General features: G+C 62.4%; 20 protein-coding genes. 9 read left to right on the top strand and 11 right to left on the bottom strand.

Annotated features, from left to right (window positions below):
* Positions 1–336: 336 nt before the first annotated feature.
* Together ACMTA2_RS08470 and cysK are read right to left on the bottom strand one after the other, a co-directional pair.
* Positions 337–1,275 (bottom strand): aspartyl/asparaginyl beta-hydroxylase domain-containing protein, encoded by a 939-nt coding sequence (locus ACMTA2_RS08470; RefSeq protein WP_413794491.1) that lies wholly within the window; start codon positions 1,273–1,275, stop codon positions 337–339.
* Between the two features lie 349 nt (positions 1,276–1,624).
* Positions 1,625–2,599 carry a cysteine synthase A gene (cysK, locus tag ACMTA2_RS08465; RefSeq protein WP_413794490.1) on the bottom strand — a complete coding sequence of 325 codons (975 nt, stop codon included), beginning with the start codon at positions 2,597–2,599 and terminating at the stop codon, positions 1,625–1,627.
* Between the two features lie 146 nt (positions 2,600–2,745).
* Here cysK and ACMTA2_RS08460 point away from each other — a divergent pair, with 146 nt between their 5' ends.
* From ACMTA2_RS08460 to ACMTA2_RS08450, 3 genes are all read left to right on the top strand, one after another.
* Complete coding sequence (locus ACMTA2_RS08460) at positions 2,746–3,822, top strand: DUF748 domain-containing protein (RefSeq protein ID WP_413794489.1); 1,077 nt, start codon at positions 2,746–2,748, stop codon at positions 3,820–3,822.
* Positions 3,823–4,020: 198 nt separating this feature from the next.
* Positions 4,021–4,866 (top strand): AAA family ATPase, encoded by an 846-nt coding sequence (locus tag ACMTA2_RS08455; protein WP_304550908.1) that lies wholly within the window; start codon positions 4,021–4,023, stop codon positions 4,864–4,866.
* A gap of 34 nt (positions 4,867–4,900) precedes the next feature.
* The gene (locus ACMTA2_RS08450) at positions 4,901–6,079 is read left to right on the top strand and encodes a vWA domain-containing protein (protein WP_003198888.1); all 1,179 of its coding nucleotides are present in this window, start codon (positions 4,901–4,903) and stop codon (positions 6,077–6,079) included.
* A gap of 105 nt (positions 6,080–6,184) precedes the next feature.
* Here the strand turns inward: ACMTA2_RS08450 and ACMTA2_RS08445 are convergent, their stop codons facing one another.
* The 7 genes from ACMTA2_RS08445 to ACMTA2_RS08415 form a co-directional block, all read right to left on the bottom strand.
* Positions 6,185–7,105 carry a 5-oxoprolinase subunit C family protein gene (locus ACMTA2_RS08445; RefSeq protein WP_413794488.1) on the bottom strand — a complete coding sequence of 307 codons (921 nt, stop codon included), beginning with the start codon at positions 7,103–7,105 and terminating at the stop codon, positions 6,185–6,187.
* Positions 7,102–7,806 carry a 5-oxoprolinase subunit PxpB gene (gene pxpB, locus ACMTA2_RS08440; RefSeq protein ID WP_413794487.1) on the bottom strand — a complete coding sequence of 235 codons (705 nt, stop codon included), beginning with the start codon at positions 7,804–7,806 and terminating at the stop codon, positions 7,102–7,104. Before pxpB ends, ACMTA2_RS08445 begins: the two co-directional genes overlap by 4 nt.
* Positions 7,803–8,555 (bottom strand): 5-oxoprolinase subunit PxpA, encoded by a 753-nt coding sequence (locus tag ACMTA2_RS08435; RefSeq protein ID WP_413794486.1) that lies wholly within the window; start codon positions 8,553–8,555, stop codon positions 7,803–7,805. The genes pxpB and ACMTA2_RS08435 overlap by 4 nt, the downstream gene beginning before the upstream one ends.
* A 64-nt stretch (positions 8,556–8,619) precedes the next feature.
* Positions 8,620–9,906 (bottom strand): MFS transporter, encoded by a 1,287-nt coding sequence (locus tag ACMTA2_RS08430; protein ID WP_413794485.1) that lies wholly within the window; start codon positions 9,904–9,906, stop codon positions 8,620–8,622.
* 366 nt (positions 9,907–10,272) lie between these two features.
* Entirely contained in the window at positions 10,273–10,815 is a 543-nt protein-coding gene (locus ACMTA2_RS08425; protein WP_018607553.1) for a DUF2937 family protein, read from the bottom strand.
* Between the two features lie 12 nt (positions 10,816–10,827).
* Positions 10,828–11,604: a class II glutamine amidotransferase gene (locus ACMTA2_RS08420; protein ID WP_413794484.1), complete on the bottom strand. Its 777-nt coding sequence runs from the start codon at positions 11,602–11,604 to the stop codon at positions 10,828–10,830.
* A gap of 32 nt (positions 11,605–11,636) precedes the next feature.
* Positions 11,637–12,134: an MFS transporter gene (locus ACMTA2_RS08415; RefSeq protein WP_413794483.1), complete on the bottom strand. Its 498-nt coding sequence runs from the start codon at positions 12,132–12,134 to the stop codon at positions 11,637–11,639.
* A 135-nt stretch (positions 12,135–12,269) separates the two neighbouring features.
* Here ACMTA2_RS08415 and ACMTA2_RS08410 point away from each other — a divergent pair, with 135 nt between their 5' ends.
* Together ACMTA2_RS08410 and ACMTA2_RS08405 are read left to right on the top strand one after the other, a co-directional pair.
* Positions 12,270–14,324 carry a S9 family peptidase gene (locus tag ACMTA2_RS08410; RefSeq protein WP_413794482.1) on the top strand — a complete coding sequence of 685 codons (2,055 nt, stop codon included), beginning with the start codon at positions 12,270–12,272 and terminating at the stop codon, positions 14,322–14,324.
* Positions 14,325–14,529: 205 nt separating this feature from the next.
* Positions 14,530–15,003, top strand: a complete 474-nt coding sequence (locus ACMTA2_RS08405; protein WP_413794481.1) for a cyclic nucleotide-binding domain-containing protein — start codon at positions 14,530–14,532, stop codon at positions 15,001–15,003.
* A gap of 130 nt (positions 15,004–15,133) precedes the next feature.
* On the opposite strand, the gene ACMTA2_RS08400 is transcribed toward ACMTA2_RS08405, so the two are convergent.
* Entirely contained in the window at positions 15,134–15,421 is a 288-nt protein-coding gene (locus ACMTA2_RS08400) for a hypothetical protein (protein WP_413794480.1), read from the bottom strand.
* A gap of 72 nt (positions 15,422–15,493) precedes the next feature.
* Here ACMTA2_RS08400 and ACMTA2_RS08395 point away from each other — a divergent pair, with 72 nt between their 5' ends.
* From ACMTA2_RS08395 to ACMTA2_RS08380, 4 genes are all read left to right on the top strand, one after another.
* Positions 15,494–16,180: a spermidine synthase gene (locus ACMTA2_RS08395; protein ID WP_413794479.1), complete on the top strand. Its 687-nt coding sequence runs from the start codon at positions 15,494–15,496 to the stop codon at positions 16,178–16,180.
* A 48-nt stretch (positions 16,181–16,228) separates the two neighbouring features.
* Positions 16,229–16,603, top strand: a complete 375-nt coding sequence (locus ACMTA2_RS08390; RefSeq protein WP_003184246.1) for a YajD family HNH nuclease — start codon at positions 16,229–16,231, stop codon at positions 16,601–16,603.
* Between the two features lie 275 nt (positions 16,604–16,878).
* Positions 16,879–17,349, top strand: coding sequence for an RNA methyltransferase (locus ACMTA2_RS08385; protein WP_413794478.1), 471 nt, complete (start codon positions 16,879–16,881; stop codon positions 17,347–17,349).
* 77 nt (positions 17,350–17,426) lie between these two features.
* Positions 17,427–17,804: a YgaP family membrane protein gene (locus ACMTA2_RS08380; RefSeq protein ID WP_413794477.1), complete on the top strand. Its 378-nt coding sequence runs from the start codon at positions 17,427–17,429 to the stop codon at positions 17,802–17,804.
* A gap of 104 nt (positions 17,805–17,908) precedes the next feature.
* On the opposite strand, the gene ACMTA2_RS08375 is transcribed toward ACMTA2_RS08380, so the two are convergent.
* Positions 17,909–19,138: a hypothetical protein gene (locus tag ACMTA2_RS08375; protein ID WP_413794476.1), complete on the bottom strand. Its 1,230-nt coding sequence runs from the start codon at positions 19,136–19,138 to the stop codon at positions 17,909–17,911.
* Between the last annotated feature and the right edge of the window lie 22 nt (positions 19,139–19,160).

Raw genomic sequence — 19,160 nt, 5'->3', positions numbered from 1 at the left:
CCACCTGTAGTCAGGCAAAAAGCCAACTCAGCCGAGGCTGAAGTCCAGTAGTTTTTTCAGGCGGGCACAGGGGATGGCAACCGTTGCCGATCAGCCCTGAATGCCAACGCCCGGCGGTGATACGACGGCGTACACCGATGAGCTACGGACAGGTGGGGGGTATTGACCGATCTGCACAGGCTGCTGTTTCCCACACGGCACGACGCCAGCGTTGAACGCTGGAACCACGACCGCGATGACAGGGGATGCAGGCATGAGCCGATCTCTGGGAAGGTGGGGTTCGAAAAGCCCCGAAGAGCGCTGACTATAACCAGCGCTCCATGGACTACGCAATGTTTAAACGAATAACCAATAACCAAGCGCCGTCAGCACCGTCACCGCCAACACCGGCCGCATCACCCGGTAGGCCTTGGGATGCTTGCGCTTGAACTGCTTGACCCGGCCGCTGATGCCGTCGCTGAACGACTTGCTCCAGGCATAGGCCCGGTTGATGCCGCCGACGTGTTCATCGTCCAGGTTCTGTGGCGCGGTGGCGCGGCCGAGGAACGCACTGATGGTGCGGTTGAGGCGAGTCATCAATCGGCTTTTCAAGGGCCGCTCGACATCGCAGAACAGGATCACACGGGTCTGTGGGGTTTCGTTCTTGACCCAATGCACATAGGTCTCATCGAACATGACGTCTTCACCGTCGCGCCAGGCGTAGATCTGACCGTCGACGAAGATGCGGCAGTCCTCGGAATTGGGCGTGGACAACCCCAGGTGATAACGCAACGAACCGGCGAAGGGGTCTCGATGAGGATTCAGATGGCTGCCACCGGGAAGCAGGGCAAACATGGCACCGCGCACGTTCGGAATCCGGTTGACCAGCTCGACGGTGCGCGGACACAACAGCTCGGCTGACGGCAGCGGTTTGTCGTACCACTTGAGGTAGAAGCGCTTCCACCCCTTCTTGAAGAACGAACCGAAACCGGCGTCGTTGTTCTTCTCGGCAGCACGAATGTAGCCCTCGTCGAACAGATGCATGGCCTCGTCGCGAATGACTTGCCAGTTGTCCTTGAGTACATCCAGCTCGGGAAACTTGCTGCGATCCAGGTAAGGCTTCGAGGGCACGCCGGAGAACAGGTACATCAAGGCGTTATAGGGGGCGAACAACGCCGAGTGATTGACGAATTGCCGCAATACCGGCAAACGCGCCTTGCCCCGTAGATGCACATAAAGCGTACTGCCCAGAAACAGCAGCAACACCGAGGCCTTGGCGACAAACGATACGGTCATTTTTACAACTCCTTGTCCAAAAACAACTGACGCGACGCCTACTGCCCGACGTAGCCGAGGGCCATGTTAACCACTAAGGACCCGGGTAAAAACCGTCTGACGCAACATTCTCTGTTGAGTAAAACGCAATAAACACTTTTAACAGGCGCCAGCTGAACCTTGGCTGACGCTTATCAACATCCTGCTCCCCCCTGTGGCGAGGGGATTTATCCCCGCTGGACTGCGCAGCAGCCCACTCAACAATTCAGCCGACTCGATAGCGGGGCCGTTGGGTTTCAGGGTCGCTTCGCAACCCGACGGGGATAAATCCCCTCGCCACAAGAGCCTCACTATCACATCCGGCGCAAAGTTACTGCTGAGTCTCCTGCTCGGTAAACAAGTCACTGAACAACATGCTCGACAAGTACCGCTCGCCCGAGTCCGGCAGGATCACGACGATGGTCTTGCCCTGCATTTCCGGTTTTTCCGCCAGGCGCACGGCCACCGCCATCGCCGCGCCACAAGAGATCCCGCAGAGGATGCCCTCCTCCTGCATCAAGCGCAGGGCCATGGCCTTGGACTCTTCGTCAGAGACCCGCTCGACCAGGTCGACGATCGACAGGTCGAGGTTCTTCGGCACGAACCCGGCGCCGATCCCTTGGATCTTGTGGGGGCTGGGCTTGATCTCATGACCCGCCATCGCTTGGGTAATCACCGGCGAAACCTCGGGCTCGACCGCCACCGACAGGATCGGTTTGCCACAGGTGTTCTTGATATACCGCGAAACCCCGGTAATGGTTCCGCCGGTGCCCACGCCCGCGACCAGCACGTCCACCGCGCCGTCGGTATCGCTCCAGATCTCCGGGCCGGTGGTCTTTTCATGGATCGCCGGGTTCGCCGGGTTATCGAACTGCTGCGGCATGAAGTATTTGGACGGATCGCTGGCCAGGATTTCGGCGGCTTTCTCGATGGCCCCCTTCATGCCCTTCGCCGGCTCGGTGAGCACCAGCTCCGCCCCCAAGGCCTTGAGCACCTTGCGTCGCTCGATGCTCATGGAGGCGGGCATGGTCAGCATCAGTTTGTAACCACGGGCGGCGGCCACGAATGCCAGGCCGATCCCAGTGTTGCCCGAGGTCGGTTCGACAATGGTCATGCCAGCCTTGAGTCTGCCCGAGCTTTCAGCGTCCCAGATCATGTTCGCGCCGATCCGGCACTTGACCGAATAACCTGGGTTGCGGCCCTCGATCTTGGCCAGGATGGTCACGCCCCGCGGCGCAATGCGATTGATCTGTACCAGTGGCGTATTGCCGATGGAATGGGCGTTATCCGCGAATATACGGCTCATGGCTGGGTCCTTGATGCGGCGCAATTGAAGCCCTTAAAGGTATGCCTGTTGCTCATGGGCGTCCAGTTGCACCGAACGTTCCCGTTGCTGCGACAGTCAATGGCATAAGGAGGCGCTCCCCCAATAATCGCTGGAGACTGACTGACATGAAGCGTCGATACCGCTGGCCCCTGTGGGTTTTCGCCACCCTCGTCGCGGTGCTGGTGGCCCTGCATTTCGCCCTGCCCTACCTGGTGCGCGACTACCTGAACGATAAGCTGGCCGACATGGGTGACTATCGCGGCCAGATCACCGACGTGGACCTGGCCCTGTGGCGCGGTGCCTACCGGATCAACGGCCTGAAAATCGTCAAGGTCGACGGCAAGGTCCCGGTGCCGTTCGTCGACGCGCCACTGGTGGACTTGTCGGTGAGCTGGCACTCACTGTGGTACGACCACGCGGTGGTGGCCGAAGTGGAATTCGCCCGCCCCGAAGTGAACTTCGTCGACGGCGGCGCCAACCGGCAGAACTCCCAGACGGGTCAGGGCACCAACTGGCGCGAGCAACTGAGCAAACTGTTGCCCATCACCTTCAACGAAGTGCGCATCAGGGAAGGCAAGGTCACCTTTCGCAATTTCAACTCCAAGCCACCGGTCAACCTGCGGGCCACCGACGTCAACGCCAGCTTCTATAACCTGACCAACGTGGTCGACACCAAAGGCAAGCGCGACGCCCGTTTCGAAGGCAAGGCCCTGGTGGCCGAACATGCGCCCCTGGAGATGCAGGCCACCTTCGACCCCTTGAGCAACTTCGAAGATTTCGATTTCCGCCTGCGGGCCAGGAATATCGAACTCAAGCGCCTGAACGATTTTGCCGCAGCCTATGGCAAGTTCGATTTCAATGCCGGCCATGGTGACCTGGTGATCGAGGCTGAAGCGAATAACGCCAGGCTCAGCGGCTATATCAAGCCATTGCTGCGTGATGTCGACGTGTTCGACTGGCAGCAGGACGTGGAGAACCAGAACAAGAACATCTTCCGCTCGATCTGGGAAGCGCTGGTCGGCACGGGCGAAACGGCCCTCAAGAACCAGCGCAAGAACCAGTTCGCCACCCGGGTGGAACTCAGTGGCAATGTCCACCAGCAGGACATCAGCGCCTTCGAAGCCTTCCTGCAGATCCTGCGCAACGGATTCGTCCAGGCCTTCAATGCCCGCTATGAGCAGCCACCGCCGTCGGCCGATTAGGGCTTGCGTCTTCTTTGTGGCGAGGGGGTAGTCCCCATGGAAATACGCCCAGACTGAGTCAACATGTGACGCCCCATTCAGAGACTGAATACAGCGTCTGCGTTCACAGTCGGCGGGGCCTCGCGGTATAGTCGGGCACGATATTTATTTCGCGCGCCCCGCCTCGCCAGGCCGGCGACACCGTTCGAGGAGTTGCAGATGAAGTTCGAAGGCACCCGCGCCTACGTGGCCACCGATGACCTGAAACTGGCCGTGAACGCCGCCATCACCCTGGAGCGGCCGTTGCTGGTCAAGGGCGAACCGGGCACCGGCAAGACCATGCTGGCCGAACAACTGGCCGAGTCCTTCGGTGCGCGCCTGATCACTTGGCACATCAAGTCCACCACCAAGGCTCACCAGGGCTTGTACGAGTACGACGCGGTCAGCCGCCTGCGGGACTCGCAACTGGGCGTGGACAAGGTCCACGACGTGCGCAACTACCTGAAGAAGGGCAAGCTCTGGGAAGCGTTCGAGTCCGAGGAACGGGTGATCCTGCTGATCGACGAAATCGACAAGGCCGACATCGAGTTCCCCAACGACCTGCTGCAGGAACTCGACAAGATGGAGTTCTACGTCTACGAGACCGACGAAACCATCAAGGCCAAGCAGCGCCCGATCATCATCATTACCTCCAACAACGAAAAGGAACTGCCGGACGCCTTCCTGCGCCGCTGCTTCTTCCACTACATCGCCTTCCCCGACCGCGCGACGCTGCAGAAAATCGTCGATGTGCATTACCCGGACATCAAGAAGGACCTGGTCAGTGAAGCGCTGGACGTGTTCTTCGACGTGCGCAAGGTGCCGGGCCTGAAGAAAAAGCCTTCCACGTCCGAACTGGTGGACTGGCTCAAGCTGCTGATGGCCGACAACATTGGCGAAGCGGTGCTGCGCGAACGTGATCCGACCAAGGCCATTCCGCCGCTGGCCGGTGCCCTGGTCAAGAACGAGCAGGACGTGCAACTGCTCGAGCGCCTGGCGTTCATGAGCCGTCGCGGCACTCGCTGATCCTCTTCGTTTAACAAGAGCGAGGGCGATTGCCATGCTGCTTAACCTGTTCAATGAGATGCGCGCCGCCAAGGTGCCCGTGTCGGTGCGTGAACTGCTGGACCTGATCAACGCGCTGAAACAGCGGGTGATCTTCGCCGACATGGACGAGTTCTATTACCTGTCCCGGGCGATCCTGGTGAAGGACGAACGGCATTTCGACAAATTCGACCGGGCGTTCGCCGCGTACTTCAATGGTCTGGAGAAACTCGACGATCACCTTCAGGCGCTGATTCCCGAAGACTGGTTGCGCAAGGAATTCGAACGCTCGCTGACCGATGAGGAACGGGCACAGATCCAATCCCTGGGCGGCCTGGACAAGCTGATCGAAGAATTCAAGAAACGCCTCGAGGAACAGAAGGAACGCCATGCCGGCGGCAACAAGTGGATCGGCACCGGCGGCACCAGCCCGTTCGGCTCCGGTGGCTTCAACCCCGAAGGCATCCGGGTCGGCGACGCCGGCAAGCGACAGGGCAAGGCGGTTAAGGTCTGGGACCAACGCGAGTACAAAAACCTCGACGACCAAGTGGAACTGGGCACCCGCAACATCAAGATCGCCCTGCGCCGCCTGCGCAAGTTCGCCCGCCAGGGTGCGGCCGAAGAGCTGGACATCGATGGCACCATCGACCACACCGCGCGGGACGCCGGCCTGCTGAACATCCAGATGCGCCCGGAGCGACGCAACACCGTCAAGCTGTTGCTGCTGTTCGACATCGGTGGCTCGATGGATGCCCACGTGAAGATCTGCGAAGAACTGTTCTCGGCCTGCAAGACCGAGTTCAAGCACCTGGAGTACTTCTACTTCCACAACTTCGTCTACGAATCGGTGTGGAAAAACAACCTGCGCCGCACCTCGGAGCGCACCTCGACCCAGGACTTGCTGCACAAGTACGGCGCCGACTACAAAGTGATCTTCATCGGCGACGCCGCCATGGCACCCTATGAAATCACCCAGGCTGGCGGCAGCGTCGAACACTGGAACGAAGAAGCGGGTTATGTGTGGATGCAGCGCTTCATGGAGAAGTACAAGAAGCTCATCTGGATCAACCCGTACCCCAAGGACACCTGGGGCTACACCGCCTCCACCAACATCGTGCGCGAGCTGGTGGAAGACCGGATGTACCCGCTGACCTTGCGGGGGTTGGAAGAAGGGATGCGGTTTCTGTCCAAGTAGATTCTTTGGTGCCCTTTAGGGCCTCATCGCGAGCAAGCTCGCTCCCACACTGGATCTTCGTCGCACATGAGATCCCCTGTGGGAGCGAGCTTGCTCGCGATGCTTTTAGCGGTCGAGAAAACTGCGCAAGCACTCCACCTGCTGCCGATGCGCAACCTCCTGCACCACCGGCCGCAACCGCACCTGCGCCCCCGGCAGGCATTGCGCCAGCCGGGCCAGGGCCAAGGGGGTCAAGGCGCCCAAGCGTGGATAACCACCGATGGTCTGCCGGTCGTTGAGCAGCACGATCGGCTGGCCGTCCGGCGGCACCTGCACGGCGCCCAGGGGAATGCCTTCGGAAATCATCGCCGGCCCCTGATACTCCAGCGCCGCGCCCAGCAAGCGCATGCCCATGCGGTCGGCGCGACTGTCCAGCGTCCACGGGGTGTTGAACGCATCGAACAGGCTCCGCCCACTGAATGCGCCATTCTGCGCGCCCAGGATCAGGTCCAACGGTTGCGCTTGCTGGAAATCCGGAATCCGCGTGTGGGGCATGGGCCGAGGCGTCGGCGTGCCTGAATAGCTCAAATGCGCGCCGCGACTCAACGCCCTCCCGCGTCCATCCGGGCCACCGAGTTCTTCGCGGACCACCGTCGCCCGGCTGCCCAGCACCGTCGGTGCATTGAAACCGCCAGGGGCTGCCAGGTAGGCCCGGGCACCGAGCACCGGCTGGGTGAGCGCCAGCACCTGGCCTTTGCGCAAGCTGAAGAAACGCCACGACGCCACGCCCTGGCCGTCCAACCGCGCGCCCAGGTCCGCCCCGGCCAGCGCCAGCACGCAATCCTCTTCAGCCACCACGGTGAAACCGCCGAGAGTAACCTCCACCACGGCGGCCCCCAGGGGATTGCCGAGCATCCAGTTGGCCCAGGCCATCGACAACCAGTCCGCCGCGCCACCCTGGGTCACGCCCAGGTGCCTCACACCGAAACGGCCGGCGTCCTGCAACAGGCACAGCGGCGTGCTGGCCTCGATCAACAACCGGCTCATGCCTGGGCCTCCAACGGCGTGTCATCGCCACCCAGCGCGATGAATTCGGCGTGGTCCACGGGGGTAAAGCGCACCGTGTCCCCCGGCTGCATCAGGCTGTAGCCATCGCGCTCGCGATCAAACAGTTTGGTCGGGGTGCGACCGATCAGGTTCCAGCCCCCGGGCGATACCACCGGATACGCCGCGGTCTGGCGCTCAGCGATACCAACGCTGCCCGCTGCCACGCGTTTGCGCGGCGTGTCGAGGCGCGGTGCGGCCAGCTCCTCGTCCACCAGCCCCATGAAGGCGAAGCCAGGAGCGAAGCCCAGGGCAAACACCTGGTACTCGCGTTCGCTGTGGCGGCGGATCACCTGGGCGATTGACAGCCCGCTGCGGCTCGCCAGCAGCTCCAGCTCCGGCCCGACACTGAGGTCGTACCACACCGGCAGCACGTGGCCTTGGCCGGCGGACCGGGCATCCGGTGAAAGGTTATTCAACGCTTCGTCGATCAATTCACGAGCCTGCACCGGGTTCAGGGCGAGCAAATCGTAATGCACCATCAACGTGGTATAGGACGGCACCAGGTCGATCAGGTGCTCGGCAAACACCGCTCGCAGACGCTCGCTGGCCGCGAGCATCCAGGGCATGTTGGCCTCGGCGATCTCATCGAACAGGCGCACCATCAGGCAGTCCACCGCCACCACTTCCAAGCGTGGTTTCATGGCGCGCTCTGCCGATCCAGGGCTTCACGGATGCGTTGCACGGCCGCCACGGAGCTGGCGTTGTCACCGTGCACGCACAAAGTATTGGCCTCCAGGTGCAAGGCGCTGCCGTCACTGGCGGTCAACGCATCGCCACGGGCGATGGTCAGCGCCTGCCCGATAATGACGTCGGGATCGTGGTGCACCGCGCCCGGCGCTTGCCGCGAGACCAGGTGACCGGCGCTGTCGTAGGCGCGGTCGGCGAAGGCTTCGAACCACAGGGTCAGGCCGTACTCGTCACCCAGGGCCTGGGCGGCGCTGTTGTCCCGGGTGGCCATCAGCATCAGCGGCAGTTGCCGATCATAGGCGGCGACAGCCTGGATCACTGCGCGCAGTTGCGCCGGGTTGGCCATCATGTCGTTGTACATCGCCCCATGGGGTTTGACGTAGCTGACCCGCCCACCCTGGGCCCGGCAGATGCCGTCGAGGGCGCCGATCTGGTAGTGCAGCACGTCCTGCAATTCCTGGGCGCCATAGGCCATGGAACGGCGGCCGAAGCCCGCCAGGTCCTGATAGGCCGGGTGCGCGCCGATCCGCACGCCATGGCCCAGGGCCAGGCTGACGGTCTTGCGCATGATGCTCGGGTCGCCGGCGTGGAAGCCGCAGGCGATGTTGGCGCAATCGATGAAGGGCATCACCTCGGCGTCCAGACCCATGGTCCAGCTGCCGAAGCTCTCGCCGATGTCGCAATTCAGTAGCAGGCGGTTCACAGTGAACGCTCCTGTAGGTGCTTTCTTTGTTTAACTGTGGGGCTCATGCCCCACAGGTTATCAGTTACTCGGCTTCCAACTGCTTGCCTTGGGTTTCCGGCAGGCTCAGGGCCGCGAGGATCACCACACCATAGGACACCGCCGCGAACGCTCCGATACCCACGCTCAGGGGCACTTTCTGGCTCAGCAAGCCAATCAACAGCGGGAACAAGGCCGCCACCGCCCGGCCGATGTTGTAGCAGAAACCCTGGCCCGAACCCCGGATACGCGTAGGAAACAGCTCGGTGAGGAACGAGCCCATGCCGCTGAACATCCCGGAAGCGAAGAACCCCAGGGGAAAGCCCAGCCAGAGCATCACGTTATTGCTCACCGGCACCTGGGTGTACAGCAAGACGATGGTGAAAGAACCCACCGCGTACAGGACGAAGTTCTTCTTGCGCCCCAGGATGTCCGACAGGTACGCACTGATGACATAGCCCACGTAGGAGCCGACGATGACCATCGCCAGGTAGCCACCGGTGCCCAATACGCTCAAGCCACGTTCATTCTTGAGGAACGTCGGCAGCCAGGACGTGATGGCGTAGTAGCCACCCAACGCACCGGTGGTCAGCAGCGAGGCGCGAAAGGTGGTGAAGAGGATGCCCGGGGCAAAGATCTCGTAGAATTTCGCGGGATTTTCCGGCGTCAGCCGGGCCTTGGTCTGGTTATAGACTTCCGGGTCCTTGACCAGCCGGCGGACGAAAATCACGAACACCGCTGGCACGATGCCGAGGATGAACAGTGCACGCCAGGCGTCTTCCGGCGGCAATACCGAGAACAGCAGTGCATACAGGATCGCCGTCATGCCCCAGCCCAGCGCCCAGCCCGACTGCACCATGCCCACCGCCTTGCCGCGGTCCTTGGCCCGGATCACCTCGCCCATCAGCACCGCACCGGCGGTCCACTCACCGCCGAAGCCGAAGCCCATCAACGTGCGAGCGATCAACAGCTGTTCGTAGCTCTGGGCAAAGCCGCACAGGAAAGTGAAGAACGCGAACCACAGCACCGTCAGTTGCAGGGTGCGCACCCGACCGATGCGGTCGGAGAGAATGCCCGCCACCCAGCCACCGATGGCCGAGGCGATCAAGGTGCTGGTGTGGATCAGGCCGGCCTGGCCGGTGGTAATGCCCCACATCGCGATCAGGGTCGGCACGACGAAACTGAGCATCTGGGTGTCCATACCGTCCAGGGCGTAGCCGATCTTGCAGCTCCAGAAAGTGCGACGTTCCTGCTGATTGATGTTGCGGTACCAATCGAACGGGCCGGAACGGGCCTGGGGTTGGGGGACGCCGAGCGTGTCGGGTGCACTCATGGTGGTTCTCCACGGCTTTATTGTTGTGAGTCTCGACGACGATGACGTGGAGACCGTTGCCCCGATTCTTGAGCGCACAGCCGATCCCGTCCAACGAATAAAACCCTGGCTGGGTCATAAGAAAAACTTGATTGGTATAGGAGGGAGAGGCTGGCCGAGCACCGTTGTGGCGAGGGGATTTATCCCCGCTGGGGCGCGAAGCGGCCCCTGACAAGGCCACCACATGTGGCAGGCGTGATCATTTCTATCGTTGCATTGGGGGGCTGCTTCGCAGCCCAGCGGGGATAAATCCCCTCGCCACAACAACAACAACAACAACAACAACAACAACAACAACAACAACAACAACAACAAGGCCACTGTGGGCTACAGCCCGCGCAAATCCCGCTCTTCGATCGGCCGCCCCTGGCGCAGGCGCTTGCCGCCCAGCACCACCCAGTCGATCAGGCGGAACAGGCATTCCAGGCCGAACGACAGCAACATTGCGCCGCTGATGCCCCAGACCATGGCCTCGGGGGTCAGCAGGATCTGGTAGCTGTAGCCGTTCCAGGTCTCCTTGCGGATGTCCGGATCGGCGGCCAGCGCCACTTGCAGCAGGCGGATGTACCACGGCCCCTGCATGGCCTGGAATTGCTTGTCCAAGGCCTGCTGGCGCACGAGCAAGGTGTTCAGGCTGTCGGCATCGCTGCGAAAGATCGGGTCTTCGCTGGCGCGGTAATGGGCCACCAAGGCCTGCATGTCGCCCTTGAAGAACTGGTTGGCGGTGCCCTGGAAACCTTGCAGGCCGGTCTGCGCCTCGATCAGGTGAGCCTCGACCCGCTTGGCGTAATCATTGATGAAGCCCGGCACCTGGACACCCACCAACAGGCCCACCGCGAACAACACCAGCCGTAGATAACTGAGCAACATAGCGTGACGTCCTTATTCGGTCCGGCCGTGGCTGACGCATTCGCCGCGTCGCCACAGGCTCCATTGGCCCGGTTCGTAGCGGGTCCAGGTTTCGTTTTCGGTCAAGGGTTCGGTGGCGATCACCGTGACCACGTCGTTGGGTGTGGTTTCCGCCTGGAAATCGACAATCACATCCACGTCCTTGAGCCGCGCCGGGCCAAACGGCGCGCGACGGGTGATCTGGGCCAGTTTGGTCGAGCAATAGCAGAACAGCCAGTCGCCATCGCTGAGCAGGCAATTGAACACGCCTTTGCCGCGGTATTCGGCGCAGGCCTCGATCAACGACGGCAGCAGTTGTTCCACCTCCACCGGCTCGGGGAAGGCCTGGCGCACGCGGTTGAGCAGATCGCAGAAAGCCGCTTCGCTGTCGGTGTCGCCCACCGGGCGGTAGAAACTCACGCCGGGCCGGAAATCGGCGAGCTGGCCGTTGTGGGCAAAACACCAGTTGCGGCCCCACAACTCCCGCACGAACGGATGGGTATTGGACAGGCAGACCTTGCCGACGTTGGCCTGGCGGATATGCCCGATCACCACTTCGCTCTTGATCGGATAGCGCTGCACCAGGTTCGCCACTTCGGATTCACTGCTGGCGGCCGGGTCCTGGAACAGGCGCAGGCCACGGCCTTCATAGAAGGCGATGCCCCAACCGTCCCGGTGCGGCCCGGTCTTGCCGCCGCGCTGCATCAGCCCGGTGAAGCTGAACACGATGTCGGTCGGCACATTGGCGCTCATGCCCAGTAACTCACACATGCTCGAACTCTCGCTTCAAGGGGCAGGCCTGCTTACAGGCGCGGTTCGATTCGCGAACGCTGGGGGTTGCTCGGCACCGGCGGGCGACCGTAGCGGTCATCACCGGCCACGCCGAACGGTGGTTCGTCCTCCGGCTCATCGGCCGCCACGGCGGCTTTTGCAGCGACAGCCCGCTCCTTGCGCGCGTTGGCGGCCCGCTCGATGGGGAAGCGGACCAGCACGATCACCAGGTAGAGGCCGAAGGCGATCATGCCGTACATGAGCAGATCGGACGCCGCCCGCCAGACGTTGTTGCCGACCTTGAACAAGACGTCCAGGGCGACAATGGCCAAGGCCGGGGCCACTTTGTCCTTCACCGGGTCGACGACGGTGGGGCTGAACAGCAACACCGCCATCAGCAGGCGCAACGGCTCGCGCAACCAACGCCACATCCAGCGGGTCATGCGCATCCACACCAGCAGGCAACCCAGGGCGGCGAAGGCGTAGAGGCCCCAGGCGATCAGATAATCATTCTCGGTCATGGTGTCCATGGCAAGGCAGGCAAAGAGACGCTTATAGTAACGGCTTTTCGCGCGTCAGGCTGCCCCGGCGTCTGGCGAATGGCCTGTGCGGTGGCTTCTGTCCAGGTCGCGTGTCCCTTTTCGTACCACGTTCGAGAGCCTTTCATGTCCCTATCTGCCCACGTTTCCAACGCCCCGATTGCCCGCAGGGACGCCGGTGTTGACCCATACGCCTGGCTGCAGGAACGCGACACCGACGCCGTGCTCGACTACCTCAAGGCGGAAAACAGCTACCAGGAGACGCAACTCGCCGATCAGGCCGAACTGCGCGAAACCCTGTTCCAGGAAATCAAGGGCCGGATCCTCGAGACCGACCTGTCGCTGCCCTCGCCCTGGGGCCCGTACCTGTATTACACCCGCACCACGGCCGGCGACGAATACCCACGCCATTACCGCTGCCCGCGCCCGGCCGACGACAGCCTGACCGTGGACGAGAGCCGCGAACAACTGCTGCTGGACCCCAACGAGCTGGCCGGTGGCGGTTTCTTCTCTCTGGGCGCGTTCAGCATCAGCCCCGACCATCAGCGCCTGGCCTACAGCCTGGATACCACGGGCGAAGAGATCTACACCCTGTTCGTGAAGGAGTTGTCCAACGACAAGGTCAGCGAACTGTCCTTCGACAACTGCGACGGCAGCATGACCTGGGCCAACGACAGCCTGACGCTGTTTTTCGGTGAACTGGACGACACCCACCGCCCCCACAAACTCTGGCGCTATCGCCTGGACGGCACGGCCGCCGAAGAAGTGTTCCATGAGCCGGACGGGCGTTTCTTCCTGCATTGCTACCGTTCGAGTTCGGAAAAGCAGTTGATCCTGTCCCTGGGCAGCAAGACCACCAGTGAAGTTTGGGTACTGGACGCTGCGCAACCGCAGCGCCCCTTTACCTGCCTGGCGCCCCGCGTGGAAAACCATGAATACGACGTCGACCACGGCCTGCTCGATGGCCAATGGACCTGGTTGATCCGCAGCAACCGCGACGGGATCAACTTCGCCCTGTACCAGGCTGCCGACACGGGCGTGACACCGACCGAGGGCGACTGGCAGAACCTGATCCCCCACAGCGACACGGTGATGATCGACGGCCTGAGCCTGAACGCCTGGGCCATGACCTTGAGCCTGCGCGAGGGCGGCCTGCCGATCATCGAAGTGCATCCCCAGGGCTTGCCGGCGTATCGGGTGCAACTGCCGGACGCGGCCTATAGCCTGCACGTGCAGAACAGCCTGGAATTCGTCAGCGACCGCATCCGCCTGCGCTACGAGGCCTTGAACCGTCCGGCACAGATCCGTCAGTTGGATTTGGCCAGCGGCGCACAGGTCGTGCTCAAGCAAACCCCGGTACTGGGCCCGTTCGACGCCGATGCCTACGTCAGCCAGCGGCTTTGGGCGACTGCGCCGGACGGCACCCAGGTGCCCATCAGCCTGGTGGTCAAGCGCGAAGCCCTCGGTCGGCCAGTGCCGCTGTACCTGTACGGCTACGGTGCCTATGGCGAAAGCCTCGACCCGTGGTTTTCCCATGCACGGCTAAGCCTGCTCGACCGCGGCGTGGCGTTTGCCATCGCCCATGTGCGCGGTGGCGGCGAGCTGGGGGAAGCCTGGTATCGCGCCGGCAAACAGGAACACAAGCACAACACGTTCGGCGATTTCATCGCCTGTGCCGAGCATTTGATCGCCAACGGCTTCACCACCGCCGAGCAACTGGTGATCAGCGGCGGCAGCGCCGGTGGCCTGCTGATCGGCGCGGTGCTCAACCAACGCCCGGAGCTGTTCAAGGTTGCGATTGCCGAGGTGCCGTTCGTCGACGTGCTCAACACCATGCTCGACCCGGACTTGCCGCTGACCGTCACCGAATACGACGAATGGGGCAATCCAGAAGAGCCGGACGTTTATGATCGGATCCGAGCCTACGCCCCGTACGAAAACGTCAGCGCCCAGGCCTACCCGGCACTGCTGGTGATCGCCGGTTACAACGACAGCCGTGTGCAGTACTGGGAAGCGGCCAAGTGGGTGGCCAAATTGCGCGCCACCAAGACCGACGACAACCTCCTGCTGCTCAAGACCGAACTGGGCGCCGGCCACGGCGGAATGAGCGGGCGTTACCAGGGATTGCGTGACGTAGCGCTCGAATATGCATTTGTGTTGAAGGTTTTGGGATTGGGTTGAGGAACTCTGTGGGATGGCCGGGTCTTAGCTCCATGCGCTGGGCATCCCAGATCAGATAATTGTGGGAGCGAGCTTGCTCGCGATGGCGTCGGATCAGTCAGTATTGATGTTGACTGACACATCGCTATCGCGAGCAAGCTCGCTCCCACAAGGGTTCTTCTTCAATCCAAACCCGTAGCAGCCACAAGAAAAAGACCGTACCAACATGTCAGAACCGACCTTACTGAACAAAGAAATCCGCGACTGGCTGATGGACTGCGGTCTGTTCGACCAGTTGCTGGCTGTGGACTTCGCCGCAGCGGCCGGCTACTTCAGCATCAGCACCATCGCCGAGGGCGAGGCGATTTTCCGCGAGGGCGATGCCGGCAGCTTCATGTGCATCATCCACACCGGCCAGGTGGCCGTGCAGAAAACCGGCCCCGACGGCCAGCCCGTGACCATCGCCACGCTGCGCAGCGGCCGGGCCTTCGGCGAAATGGCCGTGCTCGACGGCGAACGGCGCTCGGCCAGTTGCATCGCCGCCAGTGATTGCCAGTTGCTGAACCTGGGCAAGGACTCCCTGGAAAAAATGCTCAACGACGCCCCCAAGATCGCCGCCAAGATCATCCGCGCCCTCGCCGTCTCCCTGTCCAAACGCCTGCGCATGGCCGATGGGCAGTTGTTGTCGCAGCAGGTCTGACAGCCAAACCACAATACCTGTGGGAGCGAGCTTGCTCGCGATGGCGGTGGATCAGCCAGCATCGAAGTCGACAGACGCACCGCTATCGCGAGCAAGCTCGCTCCCACAGGTTATCTGGCGCCTTGTCGATTTACCCCCCCGGCGACTTGGCCTTCACCGGCTTGGGCTCCATGCCCGGTATCGGTTGGTCCTTGGGCGGCCTGGGCATTTCGATGGGCGGCAGCAAGGGCGGCCCACCGCTTCCCGGACCTGCCTTGGGCACACCGTTGGGCGTGACCGGCGGATACGGCATGGGGGTGGCAGTGCCCGGCGAACCGGGGATGCTCGGCGGGTTGACCGGAATCGTCGGTTGTTGAGCCTGGGCGCAACTTATTGAGAGCGCCGCCAGGGCAATGGCCGTTAGAATGGTGCACTTCATCAATGGCTCCGTGGCTATTGTCTGCTTTAAGGCTAGTCGTTACCGCGCGGTTTGCCCTCCTACGAGATTTCCATGAAACGTTTCGTTCTGCTCGACACCACGCCCATCCCTGATAACGGCGGTGCCCTGTGCCTGTTCGAGTATGGCGAAGACTTCGTCATCAAGATCCAGGGCGGCGACGGCGGGCAGTTGATGAACACCCGCATGCACGGTTCCGAAGACGCCCTGGCGGAAATTCCTTGCCGCAAGGTCGCCGGTCGTGCCGGCTCGCGCGTGCTGATCGGCGGCCTTGGCATGGGTTTCACCCTCGCCTCGGCCCTCAAGCACCTGGGCAAGACCGCCGAAGTCGTGGTGGCCGAACTCGTGCCCGGCGTGGTGGAGTGGAACCGTGGCCCCCTGGGTGAAAAGGCCGGGCGGCCATTGTCGGACCCGCGCACAGTGATCCGCATGGAAGACGTGGCCAAGGTACTGCAAGCCGAACCCCTGGGGTTCGACGCGATCATGCTCGATGTCGACAACGGTCCGGAAGGCCTGACCCAGAAGGCCAACAGTTGGTTGTATTCAGCCGGTGGCCTGGCCGCCTGCGCCAAGGCCCTGCGGCCCAAGGGCGTACTGGCGGTGTGGTCGGCCAGCGCTGACCGGCAGTTTTCCGACAAGCTGAAGAAGGCCGGCTTCAAGGCCGAAGAGGTGCAAGTGTTCGCCCATGGCAACAAAGGCACCCGCCACACCATCTGGATTGCCGAGAAGCTCAAGGGCTGAGCTAAACTCTGTCCAACCGTCATCCGTCTTGTCTACAAAGGTGAACCCATGAGTTCGTCAACGCCACCGTCCAACACCGCCAAGCTGGACCGCATCCTCGCCGATGCCCAGCGCGACCGGGAGATGGGCTACCGCGACAAAGCCCTGAAAATGTACCCCCATGTCTGTGGCCGCTGCGCCCGTGAGTTTTCCGGCAAGCGCCTGAGCGAACTGACCGTTCACCACCGCGACCACAACCACGACAATAACCCCCAGGACGGTTCCAATTGGGAGTTGTTGTGCCTGTACTGCCATGACAACGAACACTCGCGCTACACCGACCAGCAATATTTCGGCGACGGCTCCCTGAGCACCCCGAAAATCGCCAAGGCGACCCACAACCCGTTCGCCGCGCTGGCCGGGCTGATGAAGAAGGACGAGTAATCCAGCCATTGTGGCGAGGGGATTTATCCCCGCCGGGTCGCGTAGCGGCCCCCCTGCGATAGGTCTGACACCACGCGGTGGCAATGAGACCTTGGGACTACTTCGCAGCCCAGCGGGGATAAATCCCCTCGCCACAGGAATTCCTTGAGCGACACGAATCCATTGTGGGAGCGAGCTTGCTCGCGAGGCGATCAAACAAGAACCACACATCTCGAAACTGACCACCCTCCCCCATTCCCCGTATAATCGCGCCTTTTCCCAAAGGCACCCCGCCCGTGGCCAACAAACGCTATAGCTGCATCGGTCTGTTCAACCCCAAGTCCCCGGAAAACGTCGGTTCGGTCATGCGTGCCGCCGGTTGCTATGGCGTGGCGTCGGTGTTCTATACCGGCAAGCGCTATGAGCGCGCCGCCGACTTCGTCACCGACACCAAGAAAGTCCACTACGACATCCCGCTGATCGGTATAGACGACCTGAAGAAAATCCTGCCCCTGGGTTGCGTGCCGGTGGCCGTCGAGTTGGTGGAAGGCGCTCGGCCACTGCCCGAATACACCCACCCGGACCGGGCCCTGTACATCTTCGGCCCGGAGGACGGTTCGCTGGACAAGGAGATTCGCGATTGGTGCGAGGACGTGGTGTATATCCCCACCACCGGTTGCATGAACCTGGCCGCCACAGTCAATGTCGTGCTGTATGACCGCATGGCCAAAGGCAACAACACCCGTTCGGGGCCGCAATTCCGCTGATCGGTGCAACATTCGATTGAACAAGGCAATCGCTCGGGCAGTCAGCTTTATACCAATCCCCACACTGGAGACAGATCATGAGCGATAACAATCCGTTCGAGCCGATCGAGAGCACCCCTTTCCAATCCCACCCGCCTCAAAACGTGCATGGCTGGGAACGCATTGGCTCACTGGCCGGCGGTGTGCTGATGATGGGCAAGGGCTTGCGCCGCGGCGGGGTCATCGGCCTGGCTCAACTGGCGATCGGCGGCCTGGCGATGGCGCGGGGCATCACCGGGCATTGCTCGGCCAAGAGCCTGTTGGAAAAGAATCGCCAGCATCTGCACAGCGCCCGCGCCCGCATCGAGCAGGCCGGTGACGAACTGAGCCGCTTGAAAGCCAATGCCGAGGCGGCGACTGGCACGGCTACGGTGACGGGGAATGATTCGCTGGATTCGCCGAAGGTTGGGCTCTGATTTTTGCAGCGTCGCTGATGGCCTCATCGCGAGCAAGCTCGCTCCCACAGGTTTTGTGAACGCCGAAAATCCAATGTGGGAGCGAGCTTGCTCGCGATGGCGGATCACTGAAGTAACCGGTTATCCAGCACGGTGGAGGCCCCACCCAGAACGCTCTCACTGAGCTGCACGAATTCCTCGGTATCGACCGTTTCCAGGCGCATCGCCCCTTGCAGCACATCATCCAGCGAACGCTTGTTGCGGGTTTTCAGGCGGATCTCGCGGTCCAGTTCCTGCAACAGCAACACCGCCTTGGCCACCGCCGCCGGGCCGATCTGCTCACCGCGCAAGGTGGTGACACCCTTGCTCTCGCGGGCCAGTCGGTCGTTCAAGGTCTGGTAACGCTCATCACTCAGGCCACCGGCGCGGCGCAGCAATTCAATGGCGTAGTACTCGGTCAACCCCTCACTGATCCAGTCGCTGCGATCCTGATCATTGACCCGGGCCAGCGCCTGCACCAACTCCCGCAACAACGGGCTGCTGCCCCGCTCGTTGACCAGCGGCGGTCGGCTGTGCAGGTAAATCGAGTCATGGCCAGCCTGGGCACCACGCCACAACGGGTCGCCCGCGCCGACAATCAGCAACTTGGCCGGATGACGCGGCACCAGCGCTTGCACCTGCGGCCAGACGAACGTCAGCAGCGTCAGCACATCCATCCGGCGCATGCCCTGGCCCCGGGGCGAGGCGACCGTCACTTCGGTTTCGCCCAGGCGTGTGCGGCGGCTGCCCAGTTTGCCGGCGAGCATCCAGCCGGTAGGGCGGTCGAACAGGCGCGAAGGGTTATCGATGCGGAAGCGTTGTTTGCCGATGCGCGGCCAGGGCGTCTCGATGCTTTTCCAGCCATTGGGCAATTCAACTTCAAGACGAGCCACCAGCTCGACGCCATCCTGCTGGTCGAGCTTGGCCGACGGCACCAGGTCGTCGCCGCGCAGCAATGCCCACGTCGGGGTCATGCGGGTTTCGAAGGTGGCGTTCTTGCGGGCATGGCTGATGCGCACGCGGTAGCTCAGGCTGGCCTTGTCGGCGGCCGGACGCCACACACCACGCGCCTCCTTGCCAGGGGTGAGCTGCCATTGGCCGTCGGCCTTGAAATCGCTGTAGCGGCTGCCGTCGCCGAGGTCGAAATCCAGGCTGCGCACTGCCGCCCCCCGGGCCAGGGTCAGGCGCACCTCGGCTTGATCGCTCTGTGGCAACAGGTGCACGTGATAATCCAGGTCGACCTTCTGCGCTGCCCACAGCGGCCCGCACACCGCCAGCAGCCCGGCCGCCAGCATCCGTTTCAATCCTGCAGCCATGGGTTCTCCCTGGTGGTGCGCC

It is taken from the genome of Pseudomonas medicaginis (assembly GCF_965119365.1).
Taxonomy (GTDB): Bacteria; Pseudomonadota; Gammaproteobacteria; order Pseudomonadales; family Pseudomonadaceae; genus Aquipseudomonas.
The sequence above is the reverse complement of the archived record's forward strand: the minus strand, read 5'-3'. Positions and strand labels throughout refer to the sequence as shown.